At 72.4% G+C, this 26,315-nt stretch carries 31 protein-coding genes and 1 riboswitch; of the genes, 17 read left to right on the top strand and 14 right to left on the bottom strand.

All coding sequences use genetic code 11. The annotated features are described in order from the left end of the window. Positions 1–5: 5 nt before the first annotated feature. Genes J2S66_RS35505 through J2S66_RS35490 form a run of 4 tightly spaced genes read left to right on the top strand, consistent with a single transcriptional unit; the run spans position 6 to position 3,479 of the window. Positions 6–1,082: an ABC transporter substrate-binding protein gene (locus J2S66_RS35505; RefSeq protein WP_310313746.1), complete on the top strand. Its 1,077-nt coding sequence runs from the start codon at positions 6–8 to the stop codon at positions 1,080–1,082. 21 nt (positions 1,083–1,103) lie between these two features. Beyond that, positions 1,104–1,892 (top strand): ABC transporter ATP-binding protein, encoded by a 789-nt coding sequence (locus J2S66_RS35500; protein WP_310313742.1) that lies wholly within the window; start codon positions 1,104–1,106, stop codon positions 1,890–1,892. Beyond that, positions 1,873–2,751, top strand: coding sequence for an ABC transporter permease (locus tag J2S66_RS35495; RefSeq protein WP_310313741.1), 879 nt, complete (start codon positions 1,873–1,875; stop codon positions 2,749–2,751). The genes J2S66_RS35500 and J2S66_RS35495 overlap by 20 nt, the downstream gene beginning before the upstream one ends. Then, on the top strand, positions 2,748–3,479 hold the full coding sequence (locus J2S66_RS35490) for a sirohydrochlorin chelatase (RefSeq protein WP_310313738.1): 732 nt from the start codon (positions 2,748–2,750) through the stop codon (positions 3,477–3,479). The genes J2S66_RS35495 and J2S66_RS35490 overlap by 4 nt, the downstream gene beginning before the upstream one ends. A gap of 65 nt (positions 3,480–3,544) precedes the next feature. On the opposite strand, the gene J2S66_RS35485 is transcribed toward J2S66_RS35490, so the two are convergent. Beyond that, positions 3,545–3,832 carry a type 1 glutamine amidotransferase family protein gene (locus J2S66_RS35485; RefSeq protein ID WP_310313735.1) on the bottom strand — a complete coding sequence of 96 codons (288 nt, stop codon included), beginning with the start codon at positions 3,830–3,832 and terminating at the stop codon, positions 3,545–3,547. Positions 3,833–3,866: 34 nt separating this feature from the next. Between J2S66_RS35485 and J2S66_RS35480 the strand changes: the two genes are divergently transcribed. Continuing rightward, a complete protein-coding gene (locus tag J2S66_RS35480) occupies positions 3,867–4,640 on the top strand; it encodes an enoyl-CoA hydratase-related protein (RefSeq protein WP_310313732.1) in 774 nt (257 codons plus the stop codon). Positions 4,641–4,647: 7 nt separating this feature from the next. Here J2S66_RS35480 and J2S66_RS35475 read toward each other — a convergent pair whose 3' ends face one another. The 3 genes from J2S66_RS35475 to J2S66_RS35465 are packed head-to-tail and all read right to left on the bottom strand — an operon-like array spanning position 4,648 to position 5,618. Beyond that, complete coding sequence (locus J2S66_RS35475) at positions 4,648–4,920, bottom strand: barstar family protein (protein ID WP_306747134.1); 273 nt, start codon at positions 4,918–4,920, stop codon at positions 4,648–4,650. Next, entirely contained in the window at positions 4,917–5,372 is a 456-nt protein-coding gene (locus J2S66_RS35470) for a guanyl-specific ribonuclease (RefSeq protein ID WP_310313728.1), read from the bottom strand. The genes J2S66_RS35475 and J2S66_RS35470 overlap by 4 nt, the downstream gene beginning before the upstream one ends. Before the next feature lie 9 nt (positions 5,373–5,381). Beyond that, positions 5,382–5,618, bottom strand: a complete 237-nt coding sequence (locus tag J2S66_RS35465) for a hypothetical protein (protein ID WP_374726172.1) — start codon at positions 5,616–5,618, stop codon at positions 5,382–5,384. 68 nt (positions 5,619–5,686) lie between these two features. Here J2S66_RS35465 and J2S66_RS35460 point away from each other — a divergent pair, with 68 nt between their 5' ends. Further along, positions 5,687–6,655 carry a quinone oxidoreductase family protein gene (locus tag J2S66_RS35460; RefSeq protein ID WP_310313726.1) on the top strand — a complete coding sequence of 323 codons (969 nt, stop codon included), beginning with the start codon at positions 5,687–5,689 and terminating at the stop codon, positions 6,653–6,655. Here the strand turns inward: J2S66_RS35460 and J2S66_RS35455 are convergent. The 4 genes from J2S66_RS35455 to J2S66_RS35440 form a co-directional block, all read right to left on the bottom strand. Further along, positions 6,642–7,244 carry a DsbA family oxidoreductase gene (locus J2S66_RS35455; RefSeq protein ID WP_310313723.1) on the bottom strand — a complete coding sequence of 201 codons (603 nt, stop codon included), beginning with the start codon at positions 7,242–7,244 and terminating at the stop codon, positions 6,642–6,644. The genes J2S66_RS35460 and J2S66_RS35455 overlap by 14 nt on opposite strands. 82 nt (positions 7,245–7,326) lie before the next feature. Then, entirely contained in the window at positions 7,327–8,991 is a 1,665-nt protein-coding gene (locus J2S66_RS35450) for a DUF885 domain-containing protein (RefSeq protein ID WP_310313722.1), read from the bottom strand. A gap of 17 nt (positions 8,992–9,008) precedes the next feature. Beyond that, positions 9,009–10,046 (bottom strand): NAD(P)H-dependent flavin oxidoreductase, encoded by a 1,038-nt coding sequence (locus J2S66_RS35445; RefSeq protein ID WP_310313719.1) that lies wholly within the window; start codon positions 10,044–10,046, stop codon positions 9,009–9,011. A gap of 136 nt (positions 10,047–10,182) precedes the next feature. Next, complete coding sequence (locus tag J2S66_RS35440) at positions 10,183–11,658, bottom strand: chitinase (protein ID WP_310313716.1); 1,476 nt, start codon at positions 11,656–11,658, stop codon at positions 10,183–10,185. Positions 11,659–11,765: 107 nt separating this feature from the next. On the opposite strand from J2S66_RS35440, the gene J2S66_RS35435 reads away from it, so the two are divergent. Then, complete coding sequence (locus tag J2S66_RS35435) at positions 11,766–12,200, top strand: HD domain-containing protein (protein WP_310313713.1); 435 nt, start codon at positions 11,766–11,768, stop codon at positions 12,198–12,200. 165 nt (positions 12,201–12,365) lie between these two features. Then, positions 12,366–12,587, top strand: coding sequence for a hypothetical protein (locus J2S66_RS35430; protein WP_306747142.1), 222 nt, complete (start codon positions 12,366–12,368; stop codon positions 12,585–12,587). 56 nt (positions 12,588–12,643) lie between these two features. Here the strand turns inward: J2S66_RS35430 and J2S66_RS35425 are convergent, their stop codons facing one another. Continuing rightward, positions 12,644–13,198: a Uma2 family endonuclease gene (locus tag J2S66_RS35425; protein ID WP_425566338.1), complete on the bottom strand. Its 555-nt coding sequence runs from the start codon at positions 13,196–13,198 to the stop codon at positions 12,644–12,646. Positions 13,199–13,322: 124 nt separating this feature from the next. Continuing rightward, entirely contained in the window at positions 13,323–15,170 is a 1,848-nt protein-coding gene (gene lepA / locus J2S66_RS35420; RefSeq protein WP_310313705.1) for a translation elongation factor 4, read from the bottom strand. 103 nt (positions 15,171–15,273) lie between these two features. On the opposite strand from lepA, the gene J2S66_RS35415 reads away from it, so the two are divergent. From J2S66_RS35415 to J2S66_RS35400, 4 genes are all read left to right on the top strand, one after another. After that, positions 15,274–15,705 (top strand): type II toxin-antitoxin system PemK/MazF family toxin, encoded by a 432-nt coding sequence (locus J2S66_RS35415; RefSeq protein ID WP_310313702.1) that lies wholly within the window; start codon positions 15,274–15,276, stop codon positions 15,703–15,705. A 178-nt stretch (positions 15,706–15,883) separates the two neighbouring features. Next, complete coding sequence (locus tag J2S66_RS35410) at positions 15,884–16,960, top strand: AAA family ATPase (protein ID WP_310313699.1); 1,077 nt, start codon at positions 15,884–15,886, stop codon at positions 16,958–16,960. Between the two features lie 41 nt (positions 16,961–17,001). Beyond that, entirely contained in the window at positions 17,002–17,622 is a 621-nt protein-coding gene (locus tag J2S66_RS35405) for a hypothetical protein (RefSeq protein WP_310313695.1), read from the top strand. Between the two features lie 242 nt (positions 17,623–17,864). Next, the gene (locus J2S66_RS35400) at positions 17,865–18,461 is read left to right on the top strand and encodes a class I SAM-dependent methyltransferase (protein WP_310313693.1); all 597 of its coding nucleotides are present in this window, start codon (positions 17,865–17,867) and stop codon (positions 18,459–18,461) included. Here J2S66_RS35400 and J2S66_RS35395 read toward each other — a convergent pair. Continuing rightward, positions 18,438–18,806: a VOC family protein gene (locus J2S66_RS35395; protein ID WP_310313691.1), complete on the bottom strand. Its 369-nt coding sequence runs from the start codon at positions 18,804–18,806 to the stop codon at positions 18,438–18,440. The two genes, J2S66_RS35400 and J2S66_RS35395, sit on opposite strands and share 24 nt — an antisense overlap. A gap of 13 nt (positions 18,807–18,819) precedes the next feature. Next, positions 18,820–19,272 (bottom strand): GNAT family N-acetyltransferase, encoded by a 453-nt coding sequence (locus J2S66_RS35390; protein WP_310313688.1) that lies wholly within the window; start codon positions 19,270–19,272, stop codon positions 18,820–18,822. 124 nt (positions 19,273–19,396) lie between these two features. Between J2S66_RS35390 and J2S66_RS35385 the strand changes: the two genes are divergently transcribed. The 3 genes from J2S66_RS35385 to J2S66_RS35375 all read left to right on the top strand — a co-directional run bounded on the left by J2S66_RS35385 (position 19,397) and on the right by J2S66_RS35375 (position 21,400). After that, entirely contained in the window at positions 19,397–20,338 is a 942-nt protein-coding gene (locus J2S66_RS35385) for an SPFH domain-containing protein (protein WP_310313685.1), read from the top strand. A 1-nt stretch (position 20,339) separates the two neighbouring features. After that, the gene (locus J2S66_RS35380; RefSeq protein WP_310313682.1) at positions 20,340–20,555 is read left to right on the top strand and encodes a type II toxin-antitoxin system antitoxin; all 216 of its coding nucleotides are present in this window, start codon (positions 20,340–20,342) and stop codon (positions 20,553–20,555) included. Between the two features lie 65 nt (positions 20,556–20,620). Continuing rightward, complete coding sequence (locus J2S66_RS35375; protein WP_310313680.1) at positions 20,621–21,400, top strand: VOC family protein; 780 nt, start codon at positions 20,621–20,623, stop codon at positions 21,398–21,400. Here the strand turns inward: J2S66_RS35375 and J2S66_RS35370 are convergent. Then, entirely contained in the window at positions 21,369–22,172 is an 804-nt protein-coding gene (locus J2S66_RS35370) for a sulfite exporter TauE/SafE family protein (RefSeq protein WP_310313677.1), read from the bottom strand. The two genes, J2S66_RS35375 and J2S66_RS35370, sit on opposite strands and share 32 nt — an antisense overlap. Before the next feature lie 193 nt (positions 22,173–22,365). On the opposite strand from J2S66_RS35370, the gene J2S66_RS35365 reads away from it, so the two are divergent. Both J2S66_RS35365 and rpsT read left to right on the top strand, forming a co-directional pair. Then, complete coding sequence (locus J2S66_RS35365) at positions 22,366–24,642, top strand: glycoside hydrolase family 3 N-terminal domain-containing protein (RefSeq protein WP_310313674.1); 2,277 nt, start codon at positions 22,366–22,368, stop codon at positions 24,640–24,642. A 130-nt stretch (positions 24,643–24,772) separates the two neighbouring features. Continuing rightward, complete coding sequence (gene rpsT, locus J2S66_RS35360) at positions 24,773–25,033, top strand: 30S ribosomal protein S20 (protein WP_306747157.1); 261 nt, start codon at positions 24,773–24,775, stop codon at positions 25,031–25,033. A gap of 85 nt (positions 25,034–25,118) precedes the next feature. On the opposite strand, the gene holA is transcribed toward rpsT, so the two are convergent. Continuing rightward, entirely contained in the window at positions 25,119–26,102 is a 984-nt protein-coding gene (gene holA, locus J2S66_RS35355; protein ID WP_310313668.1) for a DNA polymerase III subunit delta, read from the bottom strand. Between the two features lie 96 nt (positions 26,103–26,198). After that, a riboswitch (SAM riboswitch) is annotated at positions 26,199–26,313 on the top strand. Positions 26,314–26,315: the final 2 nt, after the last annotated feature.

The raw sequence follows: 26,315 nt of genomic DNA, 5'->3' as shown, positions 1-26,315 counted from the left end.
CCGTCGTGAGCCTCCGACGCCGCCTCCTGAGCACCGCACTGATCGCCCTGTCCGCCATCGCCCTGTCCGCGTGCTCCCGCGTCGACCGCGGCGGGGATTCGGCCCCCGCCGCCGACCAGGGCGCGGCGGCCGAGCTCCGCCTCGGCTACTTCCCCAACGTCACCCACGCCGCCGCGCTGATCGGCGTGGACAAGGGGCTGTTCGCCGCGGAGCTCGGGTCCACCAAGCTCACCACGCAGACCTTCAACGCGGGCCCCGAGGCGGTGAACGCGCTGCTCGGCGAGTCGCTGGACGCCACGTTCATCGGGTCCGGCCCGGCCATCAACGCCTACGCGAAGTCCAAGGGCGAGGCGATCCGGCTCGTCGCGGGCGCCACGTCCGGCGGCGCGCAGCTCGTCGTGAAGCCGGGGATCACGTCCCCGGCCGACCTCAAGGGCAAGGTCGTCACCACGCCGCAGCTGGCGAACACCCAGGACGTGGCGCTGAAGAAGTGGCTGTCCGACCAGGGGCTCGCCATCGGCACCGGCCCCGACCAGGTGAACGTCACCAACACCGAGAACGCGCAGTCACTGGACCTGTTCAAGCGCGGTGACGTGCAGGGCGCGTGGGCGCCGGAGCCGTGGTCCTCGCGGCTGGTGCTCGACGCGGGCGCCGAGGTGCTGCTGGACGAGAAGGCCCTGTGGGAGGACGGGAAGTTCCCGACCACGGTGCTGGTCGTGCGCACGAAGTTCCTCCAGCGGCACCCGCAGACCGTGGAGGCGCTGCTGCGCGGCCACCTGGCGGCCACCGACTTCGCGCGGAACAACCAGGTCGAGGCCAAGCAGGTCGTCAACAACGCGCTCAAGGCCCTGACCGGCAAGGCCCTGGGCGAGCCGGTGCTGGACCGGGCGTTCGGCGGTATCGAGCTGGTGCTCGACCCGCAGGCCGAGTCGTTCCCGCGGCTGGCGAAGGACGCGGTGACGGCGGGCGTGGCGAAGGAGGCCGCCGACGTGGCGGGGCTCGTCGACTTCACGCTGCTGAACAAGGTGCTCTCGGCGGCGGGCAAGCCGACCGTGGACGCCGCCGGGCTGGACAAGAAGTAACCCAGGGAAGGCAGGCACACCATGACCGCCACTCTTGAGCCCTCGGCCGCCCACGCCACCGCGGACGCGGCGGTGACGCTGTCCGGGGTCCACAAGGTCTTCGGCCACGGCGCAGCGGCCGTCTCCGCGCTCGACGGCCTCGACCTGCGGGTCGCGCCGGGCGAGTTCGTGTGCCTGCTGGGCGCGTCCGGCTGCGGCAAGAGCACGCTGCTCAACCTCGTCGCCGGGCTGGACGCGCCCACCTCGGGCACCATCGCGCTGACCACGTCGCGGCCCGCCGTGATGTTCCAGGAAGCCGCCCTGATGCCGTGGCTGACCGCCGCGCGCAACGTGGAGCTGCCGCTGCGGCTCGCGGGCCTCAAGCGCGGTCCGCGCCGGCAGAAGGCCGGCGAGCTGCTCGACCTCGTCCGGCTCGGCGGCGCCGGGCACAAGCGCCCGCACGAGCTGTCCGGTGGCATGCGCCAGCGCGTGGCCCTGGCGCGCGCCCTGGCGTCCACGCTGGGCAGCGCCGAGGAGGGCACGCCCGGCCTGCTGCTGATGGACGAGCCGTTCGCCGCGCTCGACGCGATCACCCGCGACGTGCTCCAGGCGGAGCTGGTGCGGGTGTGGCGCGAGACGGGGAACGCCATCCTGTTCGTCACCCACGACGTGCGCGAGGCCGTGCGGCTGGGCCAGCGGGTCGTGCTGCTGTCCTCGCGGCCGGGCCGCGTCGTGCGCGAGTGGGACACCACCCGGGGTGACGAGGCGACGCTGATCGACGACATCACCTCGCACCTGCGGGAGGTGATCAGTGGCCACGCAGCGGCTTGACAACGACCTCGCGGCGGTCGGCGCCGGGCTCGACGCGCTCGACGCGCCGACGCAGGAGCAGCGGCCGTCGCCGGGCAGGCGGTTCGTCCGCACCGCCCTGCCGCCGCTGGTCGCGTTCGCCCTGCTCCTGGGCGTGTGGCAGGCGCTGTGGGCGTTGGCGTTCTGGCCGGAGTACCAGCTTCCCTCACCCGGGTCGGTGTGGGGTTCGGTGGCCGAGGCGATCGAGACCGGCCGGGCCGTCGAGGTGCTGTGGACCTCCGTGCACCGGGCCGTGCTCGGCTTCCTCACCGCCGTGCTGATCGCCACGCCGCTGGGCCTGCTCATCGCCAAGGTGCGCGTGGTGCGGGCGGCGATCGGGTCGCTGCTGACGGGTCTCCAATCGCTGCCGTCGGTGGCGTGGGTGCCCGCGGGCATCCTGTGGTTCGGCGCGACCCCGACGACGATCTACTTCGTGGTGCTGATGGGCTCGGTGCCGTCCATCGCCAACGGCCTGGTGTCGGGTGTGGACCAGATCCCGCCGCTGCTGCCGCGCGTCGGGCAGGCCCTGGGCGCGGGCAAGGTCGCGGCGGCCCGGCACATCCTGCTGCCCGCCGCCCTGCCCGGCTACCTGGCCGGGCTCAAGCAGGGGTGGGCGTTCTCCTGGCGGTCGCTGATGGCGGCGGAGATCATCGCCACCTCGCCGCAGCTGGGCGAGGGCCTGGGCCAGTACCTGCACAACGGGTCGTCGCTCAACGACATCTCCGTGGTGATCGCGGCGATCTTCCTCATCCTGCTCGTCGGCGTCGGCATCGAACTGCTGGTGTTCCGGCCGCTGGAGCGCGCGGTGCTGCGGGCCCGCGGTCTGACGGGGGCGCTGTGACCGCGCTCGTGGCCGTGGCCCACGGCAGCCGCGACCCGCGTTCGGCGGCGACCGTGCACGCCCTGCTGGACGTGGTGCGGGCGATGCGGCCGTCGCTGGACGTGCGGGCCTCGTTCCTGGACCTGTCCGTGCCGCTGCTGGGCGACGTGCTGCGGTCGGCGCGCGCCGACGGCCACCGCTCGGCGGTGGTGGTGCCGCTGCTGCTGGGGCGGGCGTTCCACGCGCGCGTCGACGTGCCGGGCGCGGTGGCCGAGGCGCGGGTGCCCGCGCTGGACGTGACGATCTCCGACGTGCTGGGCCCGGACCCGCGCCTGGAGTCCGCCGCCCTGCGCCGGTTGGCGTCGGTGGGCGTGCGCTCCGGCGACCGCTCGCTCGGCGTCGTGCTGGCGGGCGCGGGCTCCTCGCACGCCCCGGCCAACGCCGCGGTGTCCTCGATCGCCGCCCGCTGGGCCGCCGGTGCCGGCTGGGCGGGAGTGGAGGCCGCGTTCGCCTCCTCCGCGTCGCCGGACGTCACCACCGCGGTGGCCCGGCTGCGCGCCCGCGGCGCCCGCCGCATCGCCGTCGCCTCGTGGTTCCTGGCACCGGGCCTGCTGCCCGACCGGGTGGCCCGGCTGGCCGGCGACGACGTCGTCGTCGCACCGCCCCTGGGGCCCGACCCCGAGGTGGCGGAGCTCGTGCTGCACCGGTACGGGGCCGCGGTGGCGTCCCGGCTGGTGCACACCGCCTGAGCGCGGCGCGGGCGAACCGGTCCCGGCCGCCCCGCGCTGGAGGCCCTTCTCCACCGGCGACCCGGTCACGCGTCCACCGGCCGGCCGAACCAGGCCGGGTCGCCCGTGCTGTGTGCAGGCCGTACCAGGCTTCGAGCACCTCCGGGGCCGTACAGGTCCAGTTCGGCGAAGACCTCGCGCGCGAACTCCAGCGCCGACGCGCCGACGCGCCGCCGCGCGGCGACGGCGAACGGCGCGTCGCCGCCGCCCTCCCACGAGTCACCGCCGGGCAGGACCAACATGCCGCTGCCGGCCGGCGTGACGTCGTCGAGGACGAGGTCGGGCGTGATGCGCACGCCGCCGATCGTGGTCACCGGGTCAGGAAAACGGGACCGTAGAGTGCCGCGCATGGCAGACGAGCTGGTCCACTACGAGGTGCGGCGTGGCATCGCGACGATCACGCTGGACTCCCCCCACAACCGCAACGCCCTGTCCACGCGGCTGCGCGCCGAGCTGACCGATCGCCTGGAGGCGGCCACCGCCGACGACGCCGTGCGCGTCGTCGTGCTGAGCCACACCGGACCGGTCTTCTGCTCCGGCATGGACTTGAAGGAGGCGGGCGGCGCGAGCGCCGGCGAGCAGGGGGTCAACGAGTTCCCCGCGATCCTGGAGCGGATCTGGACCAGCCCGAAGCCCGTCGTGGCACGGCTGGCGGGCCCCGCCCGCGCGGGCGGCGTCGGCCTGGTCGCCGCCTGCGACATCGCGGTCGCGGTCGACACGGCCACGTTCGCGTTCAGCGAGGTCCGCATCGGCGTGGTGCCCGCGGTCATCTCGGTGACCGTGCTGCCCCGCCTGCTGCCGCGCGCCGCGCACGAGCTGTTCCTCACCGGCGAGACGTTCGCCGCGCCGCGGGCCGTGGCCGTCGGCCTGATCAACTCAGCCGTGCCCGCCGAGGAGCTGGACGCCGAGGTCACCCGCTACGCGGACATGCTGGCGCTGGGCGCGCCGACCGCGCTGGCCGCCACCAAGCGGATGCTGCGCGAGCCCCGGTCGAGCGACCTCGGCGAGGTGTTCGCCGACATGCTGGAGCTGTCCGCGAAGCACTTCGGCGGGCCCGAGGGCCAGGAGGGCATCGCCGCGTTCGTCGAGAAGCGCGCGGCGAGCTGGGTGCCCCGGGACTGACCGCGCCTCAGTCGGCGCGGACGACGGTCAGCACGCGGTCGCCCGCCTCGGCGGTGCGGGCGACCGCGTCGGCCAGCACGGCCTCGACCGCGGCGTCACCGCCCTCCCACACCAGCACGTGCTCCCCCTCGGGCAGCCACGACAGGTCGGTGAGGCCGTCGTAGAGCGCGTCCAGGTTCTGCCCGAACCAGGCCGGGAAGCTCAACGCCTCGGCGATCGCCGCGATGGCGGCCCGCTTCGAGCGCGCGCCGGACCGCACCCGGTGCCGGTGGGTGCTCACCGGGTCACGTCCACGACGACGAACGACGCGTAGTGGTCACCGGTGTAGTAGACCTCGTCCGCCGACCCGGTCACCAGCCGTCGCGCGCCGCGGTCGTCGCTGCCCGGCGTGGGCACGGTGTACTCGCGGTAGTAGTCGCGGGACTTCCGCGGCAACCGCTCCTCGCGGTTGCGGAACTCGACGCCGTCGTTGCGCGGGTAGGGGAACGGCCCGCCCTTCTCCACCAGCTCCCACGTCGTGCGGGCCTGCGCGGGCAGGTCCGACAGCTCCTCGACCGGCAGCCCCGAGGACGCGCCCGGCACGGCGCCGGCCGCGGCCCCGCTCGTAACGCCACTCGTGGTGGCGCTCGGGGGCGTGTCGTCCGAACCGGTCAGGCCGGGGACGAAGTACCCGACCACGACCAGCGCGATCAGACCGAGCAGTGCGACGGTGAGACGACGTGCGGGGGTCACCCCCAAAGCCTACGAACCGCTCCCGGCGTCGGCCTTCCCGGGCTCCGCGGGCCCCGCGGCCGGGGGCACCTTGGGCACCGGGTTGTAGCGGCTGGAGGCGTTGTCCACCACCCGGTCGATCAACCGCGCCGCGCCCAGGCACAGCGGCAGCAGCACGCACATGAGCAGGCCGAACTGGAACGGGAAGGCCAGCTGGGCCATCCACAGCTCGACCCCGTCCCACCACTGCTCGAAGGCGTCCACCACCCGTCCGAGCGTAGTCGCGTGACGTGCTTCACCGCACACCGATCCGTACTTGTCGGTAAGTTCGCCGCATGTTCGCCGTCTACGCAGCCGAGCCGAGCCCGCAAGACCCGATCGCCGCCCTGCGCGTCGGCGAGCGACCGGACCCGGCGGTGCCGGACGGCTGGGTGCGGGTCGCGGTGCGCGCCGCGAGCCTGAACATGCACGACCTGTGGACGCTGCGCGGCGTGGGCATCAAGGCGGACCGGTTCCCGATGACCCTCGGCTGCGACGGCGCGGGCGTGCTGGAGGACGGCACGGAGGTCGTGCTGCACTCGGTGATCGGCGACCCGGCGTGGTCCGGCGACGAGACGCTCGACCCGGGCCGCACCCTGCTGACCGAGAAGCACCAGGGCACGTTCGCCGACCACGTCGTCGTGCCCGCGCGCAACGCGCTGCCCAAGCCGGCGGGGCTGTCCTTCGCCGAGGCGGCGTGCATGGGCACGGCGTGGCTGACGGCCTACCGGATGCTGTTCGTGAAGTCCGGTCTGCGCCCGGGTCAGACGATGCTCGTGCAGGGCGCGTCCGGCGGCGTGTCGACGGCCCTGGTGCAGCTGGGCCGGGCGGCGGGCTTCCGGGTGTGGGTGACCGGCCGCACCGAGGAGAAGCGCGCGCTGGCCACGTCCCTGGGCGCGCACGCCGCGTTCGAGTCCGGCGCGCGGCTGCCCGAGCGGGTCGACGCGGTGTTCGAGACGGTCGGCAAGGCCACCTGGTCGCACTCGATGAAGTCGCTCAAGCCCGGCGGGATCGTGGTGATCTCCGGCGCCACCAGCGGTGACGCCTCCGCCGCCGAGCTCCAGCGGCTGTTCTTCCTCCAGCTGCGCGTGGTCGGCTCGACCATGGGCACCCGCGAGGAGCTGGGCGACCTGCTGTCGTTCTGCGAGCTGAACGGCCTGCGCCCGCAGATCGGCGCCGAGCTGCCGTTCGAGCGGGCCGAGGAGGGCTTCCGCTCGATGCTCGACGGCGAGACCGCGGGCAAGATCGTGTTCAGCCGGTCCTGAGCAGGTCGAGCAGGACCTCCGGGTCCTGCGCGCCGGCCACGCCCCGGTTGCCCACCACGAACGTGGGAACCGACCGCACGCCGATCGCGACACCCTGGCCCAGCTCCTCGGTGAGGCGCTGGGCCAGGGTGTCGTCGTCGAGCGCGGCCTCCGCGCCCTCCAGCCCCGCCCCGGTCGCCAGCGCCACGAGCACGTCCCGGTCGCCGAGGTGCGCGCCCTCGGTGAAGTGCGCGTGGAAGAAGCGCTCGCCGACCGCGCCCTGCACGCCCTGCTCGCGGCCGAGCAGCAGCAGCCGGTGCGCGTCGAAGGTGTTCGCCTCCACCTGCCGGGACAGGTCGTAGGCCAGGCCCACGCCCGCGGCCACCTCGGTGACCCTGGCCTGCGCCCGGCGCGCGCCGTCCGCGCCGAACCTCTCCCCCAGCACGTCCACCATCGGCCGCCCGCTGTTCGCGGCGCGCGGGTCCAGCTGGAACGGCCGCCACACGACCTCGACCGCCTCGTCCTCCCACCGCTCCAGCGCGCGCTCCAGCTTGCGCTTGCCGATGTAGCACCACGGACAGACCACGTCCGACCACACGTCCAGCTGCACGAACCGCACAACCTCCCCCCGTTCCCGGTTGTTCCCGCTCCCACTCGTCCTGGTGGACGGCGCCGCCCGCGGCAGGCGCAGGTCAGCCCTCGACGGGACCGGCGCCGCCGACCGGACCGACGCCCAGGACCGAGGCGCACCACCCGTCGACCACGTCGGCGAGCACGGCCATCGGCAGCGGACCGCCCCGCAGCACGAGGTCGTGGAAGGCCCTGATGTCGAACCTGTCGCCGAGGCGCCGCTCGGCGTCACCGCGCAGGCGCTGGATCTCCAGCCGCCCCACCATGTAGGACAGCGCCTGCGCGGGGTTCTCGATGTACCGGTCCACCTCGGCGAAGATGTCGACGTCGGGCATGACCGCGTTGGCGCGCAGGTAGTCCACGGCCTGCTGCCTGCTCCACCCCATCGCGTGCAGACCGGTGTCCACGACGAGCCGGGCGGCGCGCAGCGAGTCGCCGGACAGCATTCCCAGCCGGGCCACGCCATCGCTGTACAGGCCCATCTCGTCGGCCAGCCGCTCCGCGTAGAGGGCCCAGCCCTCCAGGTACGCCTCGACGGAGGCGAACCGGCGCAGCAGCGGCAGGTCGTCGAGCCGCTGGGCCAGCGCGATCTGGAAGTGGTGGCCGGGCACGCCCTCGTGGAACGCGGTCGCCTCGGCGCTGAACCGGTCGCGCTCGTGCGCCCGGTGGGTGTTCACGAAGTAGGTGCCGGGCCGCGACCCGTCCATGGCCGGGTCCATGTAGTAGGCCAGCGGCGCGTTGGGCGCCTCCGCCTCGGGCACCGGCTCCACCGCGCAGCGCGCGGACGGGACCGTGCCGAACCAGTCGGCCGCGACGCGTTCGGCGCGGGCGATGCACTCCCGCGCCGGCACCAGCATGTCGTCGGCGCCCGCCCACCGCAGCCCCGGGTCGGCCAGCAGCCTGGCCCGCACGCCGGCCGCCGTGACGGGGCCGAACACGCGGGCGCCGATCTCCTCGTACTCCCGGTCCAGCGCCGCGATCAGGTCCAGGCCGATGCGGTGCAGCTCCTCCGGCGTGTGCCCGGTCGTGGTGTAGAAGCGCACCAGCTCGGGGTAGATCCGCTCGCCGTCGGGCAGCCAGCACAGGCCGGGCCGGTCCTCGCCGCGCCCGCGCCCGGCGATCTCGGTGCGCAGGAAGTCGCGGTAGCGGGCGAACGCGGGCCGCACCTCCCCGGCCAGCAGTTCCGCGCCGCGCGAGGCCAGGTCGGAGCCCTTCAGGGGTGTGCCCAGCGGGTCCTCGGCCTCCGCCAGGTAGCGGTCCAGGCGGGCGACGGCGGCGTCCACCAGGTGCCGCACGGGGCGGCGGTCGGAGGTGCGCTGCCGCGCGGCGAGCGCGTCGAGGTGGTCGGGCAGCGCCGCCAGCCGGGTCAGGTAGGCCCGGCGCGCCTCGTCGTCACCGGGCCGGACCATCGGTAACGCGGCGAGCAGGACGACCACCGGCGCGTTGAGCCCTTCCGCGTGCGTGTGCTCGACGAGGTTCGCGTCCAGGCGGTGCACCAGGCCGCGCGCCTGCTGCACGACCACGGCCCGCGTCACCGGGTCGTCCGCGCCCTCACCGGCCCGGCGGGCCACGTCCTCGACGCGGGCGCGGAGGACGCGCGTGCCCTCGGCGCTGTGGTCCGGCAACCGGTGGTCCCACCCGGGGATGCCGAGCAGGGTGGCCATGACGGGATCGGCGTCCAGCACCAGGGTCAGCAGCTCGTCGGCGAGTTCGCGCGCGGTGGTCACGCGGACATTCTCGGGTGCTACGCGGGTGGAATGCGCGCGTTGGCGACGGAAAGCGCCTGGCGCGCCTCGGAAACCAGCCGGGCGACCACCTCGGCCGCCGGGGCCGGGCGGACCAGCGGGTAGGTCTGACCGGCCCACATCGACATCAGCTCGGGGTCCCCGGTCGCGCGCACCGGCCTGGTCAGGTGGTGCACCTCCGGGTAGGCCGGCGGGGCCGAGCCCTCGTTCTCGCTGAGGAACCTGTTCACCAGGCCCCGCGCCGGTCGGCCGCTGAACGCCCTGGTCAACGCGGTTCGCCGGGTGCCCTCGGCGAGCGCCTGGCGGTGCGCGGCCGACGTGCCCGCCTCGGGCGTGGCCAGGAACGCGGTGCCGAGCTGCGCCGCGACGGCCCCGGCGGCGAGCACGGCCGCCACGTCGGCGCCGTGGACCAGGCCGCCGGTCGCGATCAGCGGCAGGTCCACCCGGTCACGGACCAGGCGGAGCGCGGCCAGCACGCCGAACAGCTCGCCGCCGCCGGGCGAGACGCCGTCATCGGCGAAGGTGCCGCGGTGTCCACCCGCGTCGCAGCCCTGCACGCACAGCGCGTCCGCGCCGACCCGGTCGGCCTGCGCGGCCTCCTGCGGCGTGGTCACGGTCACCACGACCGTGCTGCCCGCCGCGTGCAGGCGGTGGACGTCCTCGGGCGCGGGCAGGCCGAAGGTGAACGACACCACCGGCACCCGCAGCGCCATCACCAGTTCCAGCTTCGCGACATAGGCGTCGTCGTCCCAGCGCGGCTCGCCCGGTTCGGCCGGCGATTGCGCGCGCACCCGCTCCCGGTAGCCGGCCAGGTCCGCGGTGGAGCGCGGGCCGGGCACGAACAGGTTCACGCCGAACGGGCGGTCGGTGAGCCCCGTGGTGGCGGTGACCTGCTCGGCGACCGCTTCCACCGACAGGTAGCCGGCGGCGAGGAAGCCGAGCCCGCCCGCTCTCGCCACCTCCGCGACGAGGCGGGGTGTCGACGCGCCGCCGGCCATGGGGGCGGCGATGACGGGCACTTCGAGGCGGTCCAGCATGGACTCGACGATATCCCGCGATCGGGCGGGGAGCGCCTGCCCGCCTCGGACGCCGGCCCGGTTGACGTGGAGTGGGCGGTCGCCGAGGACGCGCCGTCCCTCCCGCGGTGCGGCGGGAGGGACGGCGCCCGCCGCGCTACGGCAGCGTGTCCAGGTGCGGGGCCACGGTGTTGGCGAACTGCCAGTTGTTCGAGGCGTCCCAGTTGATCGACCACGTCATCGCGCCGCGGATGCCGGGCCACGTCTGCGCGGGCTTGAACGATCCGCAGTTCGTGCCCTTGGCGAGGCAGTTGAGCGCCGCGTTGACGTTGGCGGGCGACTGGTAGCCGCCGCCCGCGCCCGACGGCGAGGCGGGCAGGCCGAGGCCGACCTGGTCGGGCCGCAGGCCGTTCTGGAGCTGGATGCAGGCGAGCGCGACGAGGAAGTCGACCGTGCCCTGCGAGTACACCTTCTGGTCGCAGCCGAGCATCGAACCCGAGTTGTAGTACTGCATGTTGACGACGGTCAGGATGTCCTTCACGGCCAGCGCCAGCTTGAAGTACTCGGACTGCGTCGACTGCATGTCGATGGTCTGCGGCGCCATCGCGATGACCTTGCCGCCGCCCGCGCTGATGCTGCGCAGCGCCTGCGCCATGTAGGTCGCGTTGACGCCGTTCTCCAGGTCGATGTCCACGCCGTCGAAGCCGTAGTTCGCGATCAGGGCCTTCACGCTGTTCGCGAAGTTCGTGGCGGCGGTGGAGTTGCCGACGCTGATCGTGCCCTTCTCGCCGCCCACCGAGATGATCACCTTCTGGCCGCGGGACTGGAGGGTGCGCACGTCGGCCTTGAACTGGGCGTCGGTGTAGCCGCCGAGCTTGCTCGACAGCGTCGGGTCGAGGTTGAACGCGACCGCGCCCGGCGTGGTGGTCGCGTCGGCGAACGCCACGGCCACGATGTCGTAGGTGGTGGGCACGTCGGCGAGCTTGAGCAGCCGCGAGCCGTTGTCGAAGTTGTGCCAGTAGCCGGTGAGGGCGTGCTTCGGCAGCGACGGGTCCGGGTTGCCCGGCGTGGTGGTCGTCGTGGTCGTGGTCGTCGTGGTGGTGGTGGTGGTGGTCGTCGTGGTCGTGCTGGTCGGCGGGGTACCCGGGCCGTCGAGGCTCACGTCGTCGACGTGGAAGGCGGGCTGGCCGTACCAGCCGTGCACGTACACCGTGACGCTCGTGGTGTTGCCGGTGGTGAAGTCCAGGTTCAGCTGGCCGAAGCCCGCCGAGCCCGGCGTCCAGGTGCTCTTGTCACCGCTGCCCGTGCCGGTCACGCCCAGGTACACGTAGCTGCCCTGCACCCACGCGCTCAGCTTGTACGCCGTGTTGGCCTTCACGGTGACCGTCTGCTGGCAGCGCGCGTTGTCCTGCCCGGCGGGGGTGCCGACCAGGGCGTGCGACCCGCTGCGCTTGGGCGTGGTGACCACACCGGTCCCCGCGCCGCACGTCCACCCGCTGGTGCTGCCCTCGAACCCCGGGTTGGCGAGCAGGTTGGCGGCCGACGCGCTGCCGACCACCACCAGGGCCAGGCCCGCGATCGCCAGCAGTCCGGCCAGCACCGCGCCCAGCGCGCGTCTCGTCCTCGAAGCCACGTCCACCTCCACGTTCTCTCCGGCGGCCACGCCCAGCTCGGGTGACGCGGGCCACTCGAAAATGGACTAGACCAATGGGTCTTGTCAAGCCTGTGAACAATGGTCCGATGACGTTCACCGTTGATGACGCCATCCGGATCGCCAGAGCGGCCCACGAGGGGCAGGTCGACAAGTCGGGCAAGCCCTACATCGGCCACCCCCTGCGCGTGATGAGCACGGTGTCCGGCGAGCACGCCCGGATGGCCGCCGTGCTGCACGACGTCCTGGAGGACACCGACCTGACCGCCGACGACCTGCGCGCCGCCGGGTGCCCGCCCGAGGTCGTGGACACGGTGGTCGCGCTGAGCCACCTCCCCGGCGAGCCGCGCGAGGACTACCTCGAACGCGTGCTGACCGACCCCGTGGCGGTCGTCGTGAAGCGGGCCGACATCGCCGACAACATGTCGCCGCCCCGGCTCGCGCTGCTCGACCAGGCCACCCAGGAGCGGTTGCGGAAGAAGTACGCGGACTCGCTCGACGTGCTCGGCCGAGGCGCGCGGTGAGCACTTCCCAACGCGGGCGTCACCGGCCCGTCACCCCCAGGGGATGATCACGAACCGTGGCGAAACAGGTGCGGCGGAGGTCACGCCGAAATCGGCTGCGCAGGGCTCTGACGTGCGGCACCATAGTAGGTGAACCGATACAGATAGATCGATCCGAAAGGTGACATGACGAACCCCCTGGCTACTGTTCGCACGTACTTCGCCACGCGACGCGCGATCCGCAAGCGGGAAGCGGACCTCGAACGTGAGCTGGCCGACTACAACACCCCCAGCGCCCGGATGGACATGGAAGCGATCCTCGCGCGTCACCCGGAGCACCAGACCCGGGAGATCGAAGCGATCCTCCGCCGCCACGCGCTGAACGGGATGCTCCGCAACTACAGCTGAGCCTCCCGGGCACCTCCGAGGGCCTTCGGGACAGGGACGTCCTGAGGGCCCTTTCGTCACTTCCGGAGCGGTCCCAGCAGCCCGGCGGGGACGACTCGCACCGGGAACGGCACCGTGGCGTCGAACGCGTCGTCGCCCTTGACCTCGGCCACCTGCTCGTAGCGGCCTCCGGCATCGAGTTCGAACGCGGTCAGCGCGAGTTCTCCGGGATCGACGACCCAGTAGCTCTCCACTCCCAGCCGCTCGTACACCGCCTTCTTGGTGTTGAGGTCGTGCACGGCAGTGCTCGGCGACAGGACCTCGACCGCCAGCACCGGAGCGACCGGCAACAACTTCTCGGTCAGGTCTTCGCAGCGGGCCACCAGGACATCGGGTCGCAACTCCAACGTCGTGGACGGCCGTACCGCGAACGGCGCCGTCAGGACCTCCAAGCCGTTCGGGCATGCGCCGTCCAGGAGCACGATGAGCTTCACCACCACTTTCTGGTGTCGGTAGCCGGGCGCCGGGCTCACGTGCAGCGCCCCGTCGACGAGTTCGTAGCGGCGGCCGTCATCGGGCATCCCCTCCAGGTCTTCGACCGTGTAAAGAGGTCCCTCGCAGTCATTCGCCATGACGCTCATGGTCTCCCCCTTTCAGTTGGTGCGCCAACCATGCCGGAGAAACCGCCGGAAACGACGATCCCCGCCGATCACCCACCCGAAGAGGCGGAGATCGACGGGGACTTGGCCACCGGTCCTACTTCTTGCCCTTGTCCTTGCCGCCGGAGTCGTCGGTGGACAGCGCGGCGACGAAGGCTTCCTGGGGCACCTCGACCCGACCCACCATCTTCATCCGCTTCTTGCCCTCCTTCTGCTTCTCCAGCAGCTTGCGCTTGCGGGTGATGTCACCGCCGTAGCACTTCGCCAGGACGTCCTTGCGGATCGCGCGGATCGTCTCGCGGGCGATCACGCGCGCGCCGATGGCAGCCTGGATCGGCACCTCGAACTGCTGCCGCGGGATCAGCTCGCGCAGCTTCGTGGCCATCCGCGTGCCGTAGCCGTAGGCGTGGTCCTTGTGCACGATCGCGCTGAAGGCGTCCACCGGCTCGCCCTGGAGCAGGATGTCCACCTTGACCAGCTCGGCCTCCTGCTCGCCCGACTCCTCGTAGTCCAGCGACGCGTAACCGCGCGTGCGCGACTTCAGGGCGTCGAAGAAGTCGAAGATGATCTCGCCGAGCGGCATGGTGTAGCGCAGCTCCACGCGGTCCTCGGACAGGTAGTCCATGCCGCCCAGCTGGCCGCGCTTGGCCTGGCACAGCTCCATGATCGCGCCGATGTAGTCGCTCGGCGCGATGATCGTGCACCTGGTGACGGGCTCGTACACCTCGGCGCGCTTGCCGTCCGGCCAGTCGGACGGGTTGGTCACCACGTGTACGGTGCCGTCCTCCATCACGACCCGGTACACCACGTTCGGCGCGGTCGAGATGAGGTCCAGGCCGAACTCGCGCTCCAGCCGGTCGCGGGTGATCTCCAGGTGCAGCAGGCCGAGGAAGCCGCAGCGGAAGCCGAAGCCCAGGGCCGCGGACGTCTCCGGCTCGAACGTGAGCGCGGCGTCGTTGAGCTGGAGCTTCTCCAGCGCCTCGCGCAGGATCGGGTAGTCCGAGCCGTCGACCGGGTAGAGGCCGGAGTACACCATCGGCCGCGGCTCGCGGTAGCCGGCCAGCGGCTCGGTGGCGCCCTTCTTCTCGGCCGTCACGGTGTCGCCGACCTTCGACTGGCGCACGTCCTTCACGCCGGTGATCAGGTAGCCCACCTCGCCGACGCCCAGGCCGGCGCTCGGCTTCGGCTCGGGCGAGATGATGCCGACTTCCAGCAGCTCGTGGGTCGCGTTGGTCGACATCATCCGGATGCGCTGGCGCGGGGTGATCTTGCCGTCGACCACGCGGATGTACGTGACCACGCCGCGGTAGGTGTCGTAGACCGAATCGAAGATCATCGCGCGGGGCGGGGCGTCCGCGTCGCCGACCGGGGCCGGTACCCGCTTCACGACCTCGTCCAGCAGCGCCCCGACGCCCAGGCCGGTCTTGGCCGAGACGCGCAGCACCTCCTCGGGCTCGCAGCCGACGATGTGGGCGAGCTCCTTGGCGTACTTGTCGGGGTCCGCGGCGGGCAGGTCGATCTTGTTCAGCACCGGGATGATGGTGAGGTCGTTCTCCATCGCCAGGTACAGGTTGGCCAGGGTCTGCGCCTCGATGCCCTGCGCGGCGTCGACCAGCAGGACCGTCCCCTCGCACGCCTCCAGCGCGCGGGACACCTCATAGGTGAAGTCGACGTGACCCGGGGTGTCGATCATGTGCAGGACGTGGTCCTGCCCCCCGACCTGCCACGGAAGCCGCACGTTCTGCGCCTTGATCGTGATGCCGCGCTCACGCTCGATGTCCATCCGGTCGAGGTACTGCGCTCGCATCGCACGGGCGTCGACCACGCCGGTGAGCTGCAGCATGCGGTCGGCCAGGGTGGACTTGCCGTGGTCGATGTGCGCGATGATGCAGAAGTTCCGGATCAGGTCCGGAGGCGTGAACGTCTGGTCGGCGAACGTGGTCACGAAGGTTCCTCGCACAAGAAGGACGGGGGAATCGCCCCATTCTCTCATGCCGGGCCACCGACCCGGGCCTGGCGGGCGTGACCGACGACATAGGCTGCCCGCCGTGTACGCGAACGGCGAGGACCCGCGACCTGCCCGTGGCGTGGTGCGAGAGGTCCACACGACGGCCCATGCGGCGACCCTGGAGTACTCCCCCGACCTGGACGGCCTGGCCGACCCGGGCGAGGTCGTGTGGGCGTGGGTGCCCTTCGAGGAGGACGCGAGTCGCGGCAAGGACCGGCCGCTGCTGGTGGTCGGCAGGCACCACCGCGCCCTGCTCGCCCTGATGCTGACCAGCAGGGCCCCGAGGGAGGCCGAGGACGACTGGCTCGACCTCGGCACGGGCCGCTGGGACCGCGACGGCCGCCACTCCTACCTGCGCCTCGACCGCGTCTTCGAACTGGACGAGGACGACATCCGCCGCGAGGGCTCGGTGCTGGAGCCGGAGCGTTTCTCCCTGGTCGTGGACGCCCTGCGGCAGCTCGGCTGGAAGTAGGCCGACCGGCTCCGTTGGCGCGCCGCACGGGAAGTCGATGCACCGACCATCAGGATTCCGCCATGGACAAGCGGCTGGTCAGCCTCGAAGTGGAGAACTTCCGCAGTCTGCGGAAAGTCCACCTGCCGCTCGGCGACCTCACCGTGCTGGTCGGCCCCAATGGTGCCGGGAAACCAACGTGCTCAAGGTGTTCGAGTTCCTCGCGGACATCATCCGGACCGATCTCGAACCAGCGATCAACGCTCGCGGCGGATTCGACGAAATCGTGTTCCACGGTGGCGACAAGCCCCCGCGCAGCATACGGATCGCGGCCACCGCCACGTGGACCACGCACAGCAACCGGAACGCGCCCGACGAGTACGAACTGCGGATCACCAGGTCGAGGCGGGCCAGCGGTGACGTGCTGTCACGACGCGAGGCGTTCCAGTTCAAGCGCACCAAGGGGAGCGGCCGCAGAATCACGATCAGCGGGCAACAGGCGACCGTGGTCAGCACCGGTGACACCGCCCGAACGGAAGACTCGATCGGCATCAAGTCTTTCAGCAGTGGCCTGTCGACGCTTCCCCGACTGCACGGCGGAGGAGGTGACGAGGTCGCCGCGATCGCTGACCGACTTGCGTCCTTCCGGGTGTTCGACGTGGCGGTGGCGGCGGCACGTCGACCCGCCAGGCCGTCACGTCACCACGTATTCCTGGAAGACGACGCGAGCAACCTCGCAGCTTTCCTCTCGGTATTGCGCAGATCCGACGAGCAGGCTTTCGACCAGCTTCAGGACGACGCCCGGCAGGCACTCCCCCAACTGGAGGCGATCGACTTCGAGCGCGTGTCCGACGGCACCGGGGAGGTCGCCGTCGTGCTGCACGAACGCGGCCTCAGGCGGCCGCCCCCCCTCGTGGACGCGTCCTGCGGAACCGTGCGCCTCCTCGGGTTGTTGGCGCTGCTCCACGACCCTCGCCCCCCCGCTCTCACCTGCATCGAGGAGATCGACCACGGTCTGCACCCACAGGCGCTCGAAATGCTGGTCGAACGTCTTCGCGAGGCCAGCGAGCGCAGCCAGTTCCTGATCGCCACGCACTCGCCGGCGCTCGCGGACCGCCTCCGCCCGGAGGAGTTCGTCATCTGCGAGCGCCGCGACGACGGATCGTCCGCGATTCCCGCCGTGTCGACCGCGGAGATCGAGCGCATAGTCGCGGCGAGCGAGGGCCTTCCGCTCGGTGAGCTGTGGTTCGGCGGCGCACTCGGCGGTGATCTGTGAGCCGTCGCGGTGGGACGGCGACTCGCGCGACGCGAAAACCGGTGATCGTGCTCGCAGGTGAGGACGGCAACGATCGGCAGTGCCTCCGGATCGTGCTGGAAGCGTCACACCCGGAAACGCGGGGGAGGATCGTCGAGATCAACGAACAGGTCCGTCTCCGGCAGGCGGGCAGCGGCAACCTCGCCGCCAGGGTCGACAGGCTTGCCAGACTCGCGGAAGCACGGGCGACGCGGGAACAGGCCGGGATCGCGGCGTTCTTCGTCCACGAGGACTTCGACGAGGTGGACTGCCCCTCACGGGGCGAGGTTCGCGAGCGGGTGCAGCACGCGTTGTCCCGACGAGTGGACAACGCGCACTACGTGCTGGCGACCTGGGAGGTCGAAGCGTGGCTGCTCCAGTTCCCCCGGGCGATCACGGCGACCTGTTCGTCGTGGTCGGTGCCCAGGCGGTACCTCGGGCGGGACACCGCGAGGATCGGCGACCCGAAACAGGTCATGCTCCGGGAGATCGGTCGTTCCGGCGCTCCGCGGTACCGCGAGTCCGACGCGCCGAAAGTGCTCGCGAAGGCCGTCGAACTCGGCGAGTTCCGGACACCGTCGGGTACCAACGTCTCGTGGAGCGAACCGGGCACGAGCATCGCGGGGCTCGCGTTCGACGCCTGATCCCGCGCCGGGCCCTCCAGCCCGACGTGGCCGACCCGGGACGTGACGCGGTTCGACCGGGATGCCGTTTGGTCGGGTCATGCCGCCTACCAGGCCGGGACGCCGGTCGCGCAGCAGCACGAGCGTGACGTGCGCGCGGTCCGGGCACACCTGGACCGGGGAACACCCCGGGCACGGTCTCCGGGCGGGTACCGGGGCGATCCCCGATGCGGCGCGCACGCGGTCGCGGCGACCCTGGGGGCATGGCGAACAACCTCATGAAGGCGTTCGACGCGGCGTTCGGCCACCCGCGCGGCAAGGTGGGCGAGCTGGGCGGGCGCGTGATGGCCAAGCTCAACGCGAAGGTCGAGGAGCACGTCGTCGAGGTGGCGGACCCGACGATGGAGGAGGTCGTGCTGGTCCTGGGCCCCGGTCCCGGCGTCGGTCTCAAGCTGGCCGGTGAACGCGCGCTCAAGGCGATCGGCGTGGACCCGTCGCAGGTGATGCTGGACGAGGCGCGCACCCGGTGCGCCGAGCTGATCGCGACCGGCCGGGTCGAGCTGCGCGAGGGCGCGGCGATGCGGACCGGTCAGCCCGAGGCGTCGGTGGACGTGGTGGTCTCGGTCGACAACCTCCAGCTGTGGGGCAACCGGGCGGCGGCGTTCCACGAGTTGCGGCGCGTGCTGCGGCCGGGTGGGCGGCTCGTGGTGTCGGTGCACCGGATGGCGCTCGACACGTCCGAGTACGACCTCATGCGCGAGGCCGAGCAGGCGGGGTTCGCCGACGTCCGCACCTCGTTCCACCAGTACGGCGGCGTGGTGCCGCCCGCGGTGCAGCTACTCGCGCACGTCCCGGCGTAGCGGGTGCTCGGCGGGGACCTCGACGAGCACGATGCGCCGCCCGTCGGGGTCGGCGATCCACATCTCGTCGAGGCCCCACGGCTCGCGGCGGGCCGGCCGGGTGACGTGGTCGGCCACGGTCTCGGCCGCCGCGGCGAGGTCGCGCACCTGGAGCAGCAGCTGGGTGGCGGCGGTGGGGTCGTCGGCGGATTCGCCGGCCACCTCCAGGAACCCCCCGCCGAGGAAGAACACGGTGCCGCCGGGGAACTCCCGGTGGATGGCGAGGCCGAGGACGTCCCGGTAGAACGCGCGGGCGCGCTCCGGGTCGGTCGAGCGGACGAGGACGCGACTGCTCAGGATCTCCACGCCTCCCAGGCCATCACACGCGCACGTCGAGCGCCATCCGGACGTGCGGCGGGAACCCGTCCGACCGGCCGACCTCGCGCCAGCCGTGCGCGGTGCAGAAGGCCCGCGCTCGCTCGTTGGGCGTGAACACCTCCAGGTGCGCGGTGGTCACGCCGTGCCCGCGCAGGGCGTCCGCGGCGGCGTCGTGCAGCGCGTGGCCGACCCCGCGGCCCCAGTGCGCCGGGTCGACCTGGAGCTGGAGCAGGTCGCCGTCCACCGTGACCAGCGCGAAGCCGACCAGGTCGCCGTCGAGTTCGGCGACCAGCCAGGTGCGGCCGGGCCGGGTGAAGTCGTACGGGGCCGCGCGGACCCTGCTCTCCCAGTCGGCCAGCTCCTCCTCGGGCAGGTGGCCCTCGTAGTAGCTGCGCCGGGCGCCGACGAAGACGTCGACGAGCCGCCCGCCGTCCTCCGCGCGCGCCGTGCGCACCGTGATGCTCCCCATGGACCCGTGGACGCGCGGCGGACGGCGCGGTTGTCCGGCGCCTTGCCACGCATCCCCGAAAAGTGATATCACTTTGCTAAGCAAGAGATATGACCTGAGGGGTGGAGCGATGAACGCTGTGGTGGACGCGGCGATGGACGTGGCCGTGAAGATGCCGACTCCCGTGGTGCGGGAGCGCGACGCGAAGCACGTGTCGGGCTGGGGCGTGCTGGGCGGTTCGATCGTCGCGATGGCGCTGGGTGCGCTGGTGATCGTGCTCTCCGCGATCCCCGACGGCCCGGACGCGGGACCGAGCCCGGCGGGGATCGTGATCGGCGCGCTCCTCGTGGTGGTGGGCTCCGTCGCGTCGGGCGGGCTGTTCACCGTGGCACCCGGCGAGGCCCGGGTCCTCCAGTTCGCGGGCCGCTACATCGGCACCGTGCGACGCGACGGCCTGCGCTGGGCCAACCCGTTCGCCACGAAGGTGAAGGTGTCGACCCGCATCCGCAACCACGAGACCACCGCGCTCAAGGTCAACGACGCCGACGGCAACCCGATCGAGATCGCCGCCGTGGTGGTGTGGCAGGTCGAGGACACCGCGCGGGCCAAGTTCGAGGTGGACGACTTCGTGCGGTTCGTGGGCATCCAGACCGAGACCGCCGTGCGGCACATCGCCACCAGCTACCCGTACGACAACCACGAGGAGGCCGGACTGTCGCTGCGCGAGAACGCCGACGAGATCACCGAGACCCTGTCCGTGGAGATCGCGGCACGCGTCCAGGCGGCCGGCGTGAAGGTGATCGAGTCGCGCCTGACGCACCTGGCCTACGCTCCGGAGATCGCGCAGGCGATGCTCCAGCGCCAGCAGGCGGGCGCGGTGGTCGCGGCGCGGTCCAAGATCGTGGAGGGCGCGGTCGGGATGGTGCAGCTGGCGCTGGACCGGCTCGCCGAGCAGGACGTGGTGGAACTGGACGAGGAGCGCAAGGCTGCGATGGTGTCGAACCTGCTGGTCGTGCTGTGCGGGGACAAGTCCACGCAACCCATCGTCAACACCGGGTCGCTGTACCACTGACGTGGCCGAGCGCAAGAGCGTCCTGCTGCGCCTCGACCCGGCGGTGCACGACGCCCTGTCCCGGTGGGCGAGCGACGAGCTGCGCAGCACCAACGCGCAGATCGAGTTCCTGCTGCGCCGGGCGCTCGCCGAAGCGGGCCGCCTGCCCTCCGGCACGGCGGCCCCGCCGAAGCGCGGCCGGCCGCGCAAGTCGGCACCGGCTACCGGCGAGGACTGACCCGCCGGGCACCGATCGGGTTTGATCGACTCGCGGGTGCCGGGAGCCGGTGCCAGGTTGTGCCGATGAGCGAGCTGAACACCCCGTACGCACCGGGCACGCCGGCGTGGGTGGACATGATGACCACCGACCGGGGCGCGACGACCGAGTTCTACGGCGGGCTGTTCGGCTGGGACTTCGAGGTCGGCGGCCCGGAGACCGGGTACTACACGAACGCCCTGGTGCGCGGGCTGCCCGTGGCCGGGTTCGGCGAGATGCCGCGCGACGCGATGTTCCCGGTCGTGTGGACCACCTACCTCGCGACGGACGACCTCGACGAGTCCCTGGAGGCCCTGGGCGCGGCCGGCGGCAAGGTGCTCGTGCCGGAGTTCGACACCGGCGGCCCGGGGCGCGGCGCCATCGCGATCGACCCGACGGGCGCGGCGTTCGGCCTGTGGGAGGCGGGCACGCACATCGGCGCGTACGTGGTGAACGAGCCGGGCGCGGTGGTGTGGAACGAACTGGCCACCCGCGACCCGTTCCGGGCGGCGGAGTTCTACCGGGACGTGTTCGGGCTGGGCCTGGACCCGCTGCCCGACTTCCCCTACACGCAGCTGACGGCGGACGGCCGGGCCGTGGCCGGGGTGTTCGGCATGGCCGGCGGGATCCCCGCCGAGATCCCGCCGCACTGGATGACCTACTTCGCGGTGTCCGACGCCGAGGTGTCGGCGCGGCGGGTGCGCGAGCTGGGCGGCGTCACGGTCGGCGACGTCGTCGACTCGCCGTTCGGCCGCTTCACCACGGCCGGCGACCCGCTGGGTGCGACGTTCCGGCTCATCCAGCCACCGCCTTCCACCCGAGGCTGACCACGAGCGCCACCACGACGGTGAGGAACACCCTGCGCACGAACCCCGATCCCCGCCGCACCGCGAGCCGCGCCCCGAACACCGCGCCGGTCATGTTGCACGCCGCCAGCACCAGCCCGAGGCCCCACAGCACCTTGCCCGCCGGGACGAAGTAGAGCAGCGCGCCCAGGTTCGTCGCCACGTTGACGATCTTCGCCGTCGCCGACGCGCGCAGGAACGCGAACCCGACGACGCCCACCAGCAGGAACACCAGGAACGCCCCGGTGCCCGGTCCCGCCAGGCCGTCGTAGAAGCCGATCACCGCGCCGCCGAGCGCCATCACCGCGATCTGCGCGGCGCGCGTGAACCGCGACGCCTCGGCCACGCCCAGCGCGGGCTTGCGCCACGTGTAGAGGCCGACGCCGACCAGCGCCACGAGCACCACGGCGTTCAGCGCGTCCGCCGCCAGCGCCCCCGCGAACGCCGCGCCGCCCACCGCGCCGCCGAACGCGGCCGACGCCATCGGCAGCGCCGACCACCAGTCGATCGACGTCTGCCGCGTGTAGGTCCGCACCGCCGCCGCCGTGCCGACCACCGCGGCGACCTTGCTCGTGGCCAACGCGTACAGGGGCTGCCCACCGGGCGCGATGAGCAGCATCGCGGGCAGCTGGATCAGCCCTCCCCCGCCGACGACGGCGTCGACCGCGCCCGCGAGCGCGGCGGCGAGGCAGAGGAACAGCAGGGCGGCGAGCGAGACGTGCCCGAACCCGGGCCAGTCGAGAGCGGCGGTCACGCACCGCATTCAACAGGACAGGCGTACTGCATTTCACCCCTTACCGAGGTGGTCACATTGGGAGCGCTCCCAGAATGCGCCGTTCGGCCCTAGTCGTGTGCCACCTCACACCGGAAGGGTGGATCGGACCGCCGCCCCGCCGGGACCCCGTCCCGCCTTCCCGCTGCCCGCCCCCTCGTCCGGGAGGTCCTCGATGCTGAGATCCCGCAAGCGCACCGCCGTCGGCGCCCTGGCCGTGCTGGCGATGCTGGTCACCGGAGCGCAGGCGAGCGGCGTGATCGAACCGGGCAGCGCGGACTACAGCGACGCCCGCGCACCCGTCGACCGCCGCGTCGACGACCTGCTGCGGCGCATGACGCTGGAGGAGAAGGTCGGCCAGATGACGCAGATCCGCCTCGGCAAGCTGCGGGGCAACTGCGAGTGGAACCCCGGCCCGCTGCGCGAGGACTGCATGAAGGCCGTCCTGGAGGACGCGAAGGTCGGCTCGATCCTGTCCGGCGGCGGCGACGCGCCCAACCCGAACACGCCCCGGGCGTGGGCGGAGATGACGAACGCCATCCAGAAGTTCGCCCTCGACCACAGCCGGCTCAAGATCCCGGTCATCTACGGCGCGGACGGCGTGCACGGCCACTCGAACGTGGTGAGCGCCACCATGTTCCCGCACCAGGTGGGCCTCGGCGCGACCTGGAACCCGGACCTGCTGGAGGAGATCGGCGCCTCGACCGGACGGGCGATGCGCGCGACCGGCGTGTTCTGGAACTTCGCGCCCGTGTCCGACCTCGCCCGCGACACCCGCTGGGGCCGCTACTACGAGACCTACAGCGAGGACCCGGTGCTGGCCGGCTCGCTGGCCGCGGCCAACGTGCGCGGCCAGCAGGGACCGGCCGACGACACCGCGAAGCTCACCGCCACCGCCAAGCACTTCGCGGGCTACTCCGAGCCGTTCAACGGCCACGACCGCGCGCCCGCGCAACTGCCCATCCGCTACCTCCAGGACACCGTGCTGCCCGCCTTCCAGCCCCAGTTCGACGCGGGCGTCGGCACCGTGATGGTCAACTCCGGCGCGGTCAACGGCGTGCCCGCGCACGCCTCGAAGTACCTGCTCACCGAGCAGCTGCGCGACCGCATGGGCTTCCGCGGCGTGGCCATCACCGACTGGGAGGACATCCGCTTCCTGGTCGACCGCTACCACGTGGCCGCCGACTACCGGGAAGCCATCGCACTGGCCGTCAACGCGGGCGTCGACATGGCCATGGAACCGTCCAACGCCGCCGAGTTCACCTCCGGCCTGCTGGCGAACGTCCGCAGCGGGGCGATCAGCGGCAGGCGGATCGACCAGGCGGTGCGCCGCATCCTCACCCTCAAGTTCCAGCTCGGCCTGTTCGAGAAGCCGTTCGTGGACGAGGCGAAGGCGGACTCGATCGTCGAGGGCGCCGACCGCCGACTCGCCCGCCAGGCCGCCACCGAAGGCACCGTCCTGTTGCGCAACGAGGGCGTCCTGCCGCTGTCCACGAACGCCCGCAAGCTCGTCGTGACCGGCGACGCGGCCGACTCGGTGCCCCGCCAGCTCGGCGGCTGGACGGTCGGCTGGCAGGGCATCCCGTCCGGCTCCCCGCTACCGCCCGCGGTCACCGTGCTCCAGGGCATCCGCACCGCCGTCCCCGCGGCGGACGTCGTCAGCGCCCCGACGCAGGCCGACGCGGTCACCCAGGCCGCCGGCGCCGACGCCGTGGTCGTGGTGCTCGGTGAGGACCCGGGCGCCGAGGGCGACGCCGACACCGAGTCCCCCGAGCTGACCGCCGAGCAGCAGGCCCTGGTGACGGCCGTGCGGGCGACCGGCACACCGGTCGTCGTGGTGCTGCTCACCGGCCGGCCCCAGGTGCTGGGCGCGGTCGCCGACGCCCCGGCCCTGGTCGCGGGCTGGCTGCCCGGCTCGGAAGGCGGCAACGCCATCGCCGACGTGCTGTTCGGCGCGGTCAACCCCAGCGGCAAGCTGGCGGTGTCGTGGCCGAAGACCGTCGGCGACCAGCCGTTCTCCTACGACCAGCCGCGCGGCGCCAACGCGGGCCCCAGCTCCAGCTACGACCCGCAGTTCGCCTTCGGCCACGGCCTGTCCTACACCACGTTCACCACCTCCACGCCGGTCCTCAAGGCCACCGAGGTCCGCCGCGACGACCAGGTCAGGCTGTCGGTCGCGGTGGCCAACACCGGCGACCGCGACGGCACGGTCGTCGTGCCCGTGTACGTGCACCAACCGGTGAGCCAGGTGCTCACGCCCTACCAGCGGCTGGTGGGCTTCACCCGCGTCACGCTCAAGGCCCACGAGCAGCGCACCGTCGAGGTGGGCTTCCCCACCAAGCACCTCGCGGTGACCGCCGGCGACATGCACGGCGACGGCAGGCCCGAGGTCGCCAGGGGCGCCTACGAGGTGCTCGTCGGCGAGGGGAGGGCCGGGTTCACGGTTCGGTGAGCAGCCCTGATAACCTTGTCCGCCGTACCGCGCGGCATTCCGCCGTGGAGGAAACCCACCCCCGTTCCGGGGTTGGCGCCGATGAACGAGCGCGGTACGACTCCGAGACCGAGGAAAAGGTGGCTTTCGCGTGGCGAACATCAAGTCTCAGCTGAAGCGGATCAAGACCAACGAGAAGGCGCGCCTGCGCAACAAGGCCGTCAAGTCGTCGCTCAAGACCGCGATCCGCAAGTTCCGTGAGGCCGCCGAGGCGGGCGACAAGGCGAAGGCCACCGAGCTGGCGCGTGAGGCGTCCCGCAAGCTCGACAAGGCCGTCACCAAGGGCGTCATCCACGCCAACCAGGCCGCCAACAAGAAGTCGGCGCTGGCCAGGCGCGCCAACCAGATCTGATCCCCGCTCCACCGGAGCGCCGCTCACCCCCGCGGGTGGGCGGCGCTTCCGCGTTCCGCCCGTCCTCCCGTCCAGGGCACCCGCCTCAGCGCCGCCCGTGCACCGCGACGATCTTCAGCACCGCCCGTTCCAGGGCGTAGCCCGAGTCCGCCGCGGCACCCTTCACGTCCGCGTTGAGGTCGGCCACGACCGACATGGCCGCGGCCAGCCCGTGGTCCTCCCAACCGCGCGACTGCCCCTGCGCCTTCTTCACCTTCCACGGCGGCATGCCGAGTTCGCCCGCCAGCTTGAAGGGGTCGCCGCGCCCCACCGCGGACACCCGCGCGACCGTGCGCACCGCGTCGGCCAGCGCGTCGGCCACCAGCACGTGCGGCACCCCGAGCTGGATCGCCCACCGCAGGGCTTCCAGCGCGCCGGCCCGGTCGCCCATGACGGCCTTCTCCGCCACCGCGAACCCGGTCACCTCGGCCCGTCCCCGGTGGTACCGGCGGACCGCCTCGGCGTCGACCTTGCCACCGGTGTCCGCCACCAGCTGCGACGCCGCCGCAGCCAGCTCGCGCAGGTCCGACCCGACGGCCTCGATCAGCGCCGCCACCGCCTCCGGATCGGCCTTGCCGCCCCCGGCCGCGCGGATCTCGTTGCGCACGAACGCTTCCCGCTCGGTCGCCTTGGTCATCTTCGGGCACTCCGTGACCCGCGCCCCGGCCTTCCGCAGCGCCGCGGGCAGCTCCTTGGCCGCCTTGCTCCGCCCGCCGCCGCTGTGCACGACCACGAGCGTCACCCCGTCCGCGGGTGCTTTCGCGTAGGCGACCACGGCGTCGGCGATCTCCTTGCCGGCTTCCTGCGCCGCCTCCAGCGCGACCACCCGGCCCTCCGCGAACAGCGACGGACTCACCAGTTCCGCCAGCTCAGGAGGGGTGAGATCAGTCACCCGAACCCTGGTCAGGTCGGCCTGCGGGTCGGCTGCGCGCGCGACCTCCAACGCACCGCGCACCGCGCGTTCGACCAGCAACTCCTCCTCGCCGACGACCAGGTGCACGGCGTCGGGCGTCTCAGCGGGCGCACTCACGCGCGCGATCCTCCCACGTCCGCTCCGCGTCCGGATGGTGGACGCGACTGGCTGAGGGGCGGGATCGTGTCGTACGTTGAATCCACAACCGAATACCGCTCATCCAGAGGGGCAGAGGGATCGGCCCGAAGAAGCCCCGGCAACCCGTCGCACAGCGTCCGCTGCGCGACCACGGTGCCAATTCCGACCCGCGACGCGGGAAAGATGAGGAGA

The organism is Saccharothrix longispora (assembly GCF_031455225.1).
Lineage (GTDB): Bacteria > Actinomycetota > Actinomycetes > Mycobacteriales > Pseudonocardiaceae > Actinosynnema > Actinosynnema longispora.
Note: the sequence above shows the minus strand (reverse complement) of the source record. Positions and strands in the feature narration are given on the sequence as shown.

Excerpts from the sequence above, each read along its gene's own strand:
- J2S66_RS35385 (WP_310313685.1), top strand. The coding sequence starts at position 19,397 with ATGAACGCTGTGGTGGACGCGGCGATGGACGTGGCCGTGAAGATGCCG.
- J2S66_RS35445 (WP_310313719.1), bottom strand. The coding sequence starts at position 10,046 with ATGCTGGACCGCCTCGAAGTGCCCGTCATCGCCGCCCCCATGGCCGGC.
- J2S66_RS35365 (WP_310313674.1), top strand. The coding sequence starts at position 22,366 with ATGCTGAGATCCCGCAAGCGCACCGCCGTCGGCGCCCTGGCCGTGCTG.
- J2S66_RS35375 (WP_310313680.1), top strand. The coding sequence starts at position 20,621 with ATGAGCGAGCTGAACACCCCGTACGCACCGGGCACGCCGGCGTGGGTG.
- J2S66_RS35430 (WP_306747142.1), top strand. The coding sequence starts at position 12,366 with ATGACGAACCCCCTGGCTACTGTTCGCACGTACTTCGCCACGCGACGC.
- J2S66_RS35500 (WP_310313742.1), top strand. The coding sequence starts at position 1,104 with ATGACCGCCACTCTTGAGCCCTCGGCCGCCCACGCCACCGCGGACGCG.
- J2S66_RS35425 (WP_425566338.1), bottom strand. The coding sequence starts at position 13,198 with ATGGCGAATGACTGCGAGGGACCTCTTTACACGGTCGAAGACCTGGAG.
- J2S66_RS35480 (WP_310313732.1), top strand. The coding sequence starts at position 3,867 with ATGGCAGACGAGCTGGTCCACTACGAGGTGCGGCGTGGCATCGCGACG.
- J2S66_RS35460 (WP_310313726.1), top strand. The coding sequence starts at position 5,687 with ATGTTCGCCGTCTACGCAGCCGAGCCGAGCCCGCAAGACCCGATCGCC.
- J2S66_RS35400 (WP_310313693.1), top strand. The coding sequence starts at position 17,865 with ATGGCGAACAACCTCATGAAGGCGTTCGACGCGGCGTTCGGCCACCCG.
- J2S66_RS35435 (WP_310313713.1), top strand. The coding sequence starts at position 11,766 with ATGACGTTCACCGTTGATGACGCCATCCGGATCGCCAGAGCGGCCCAC.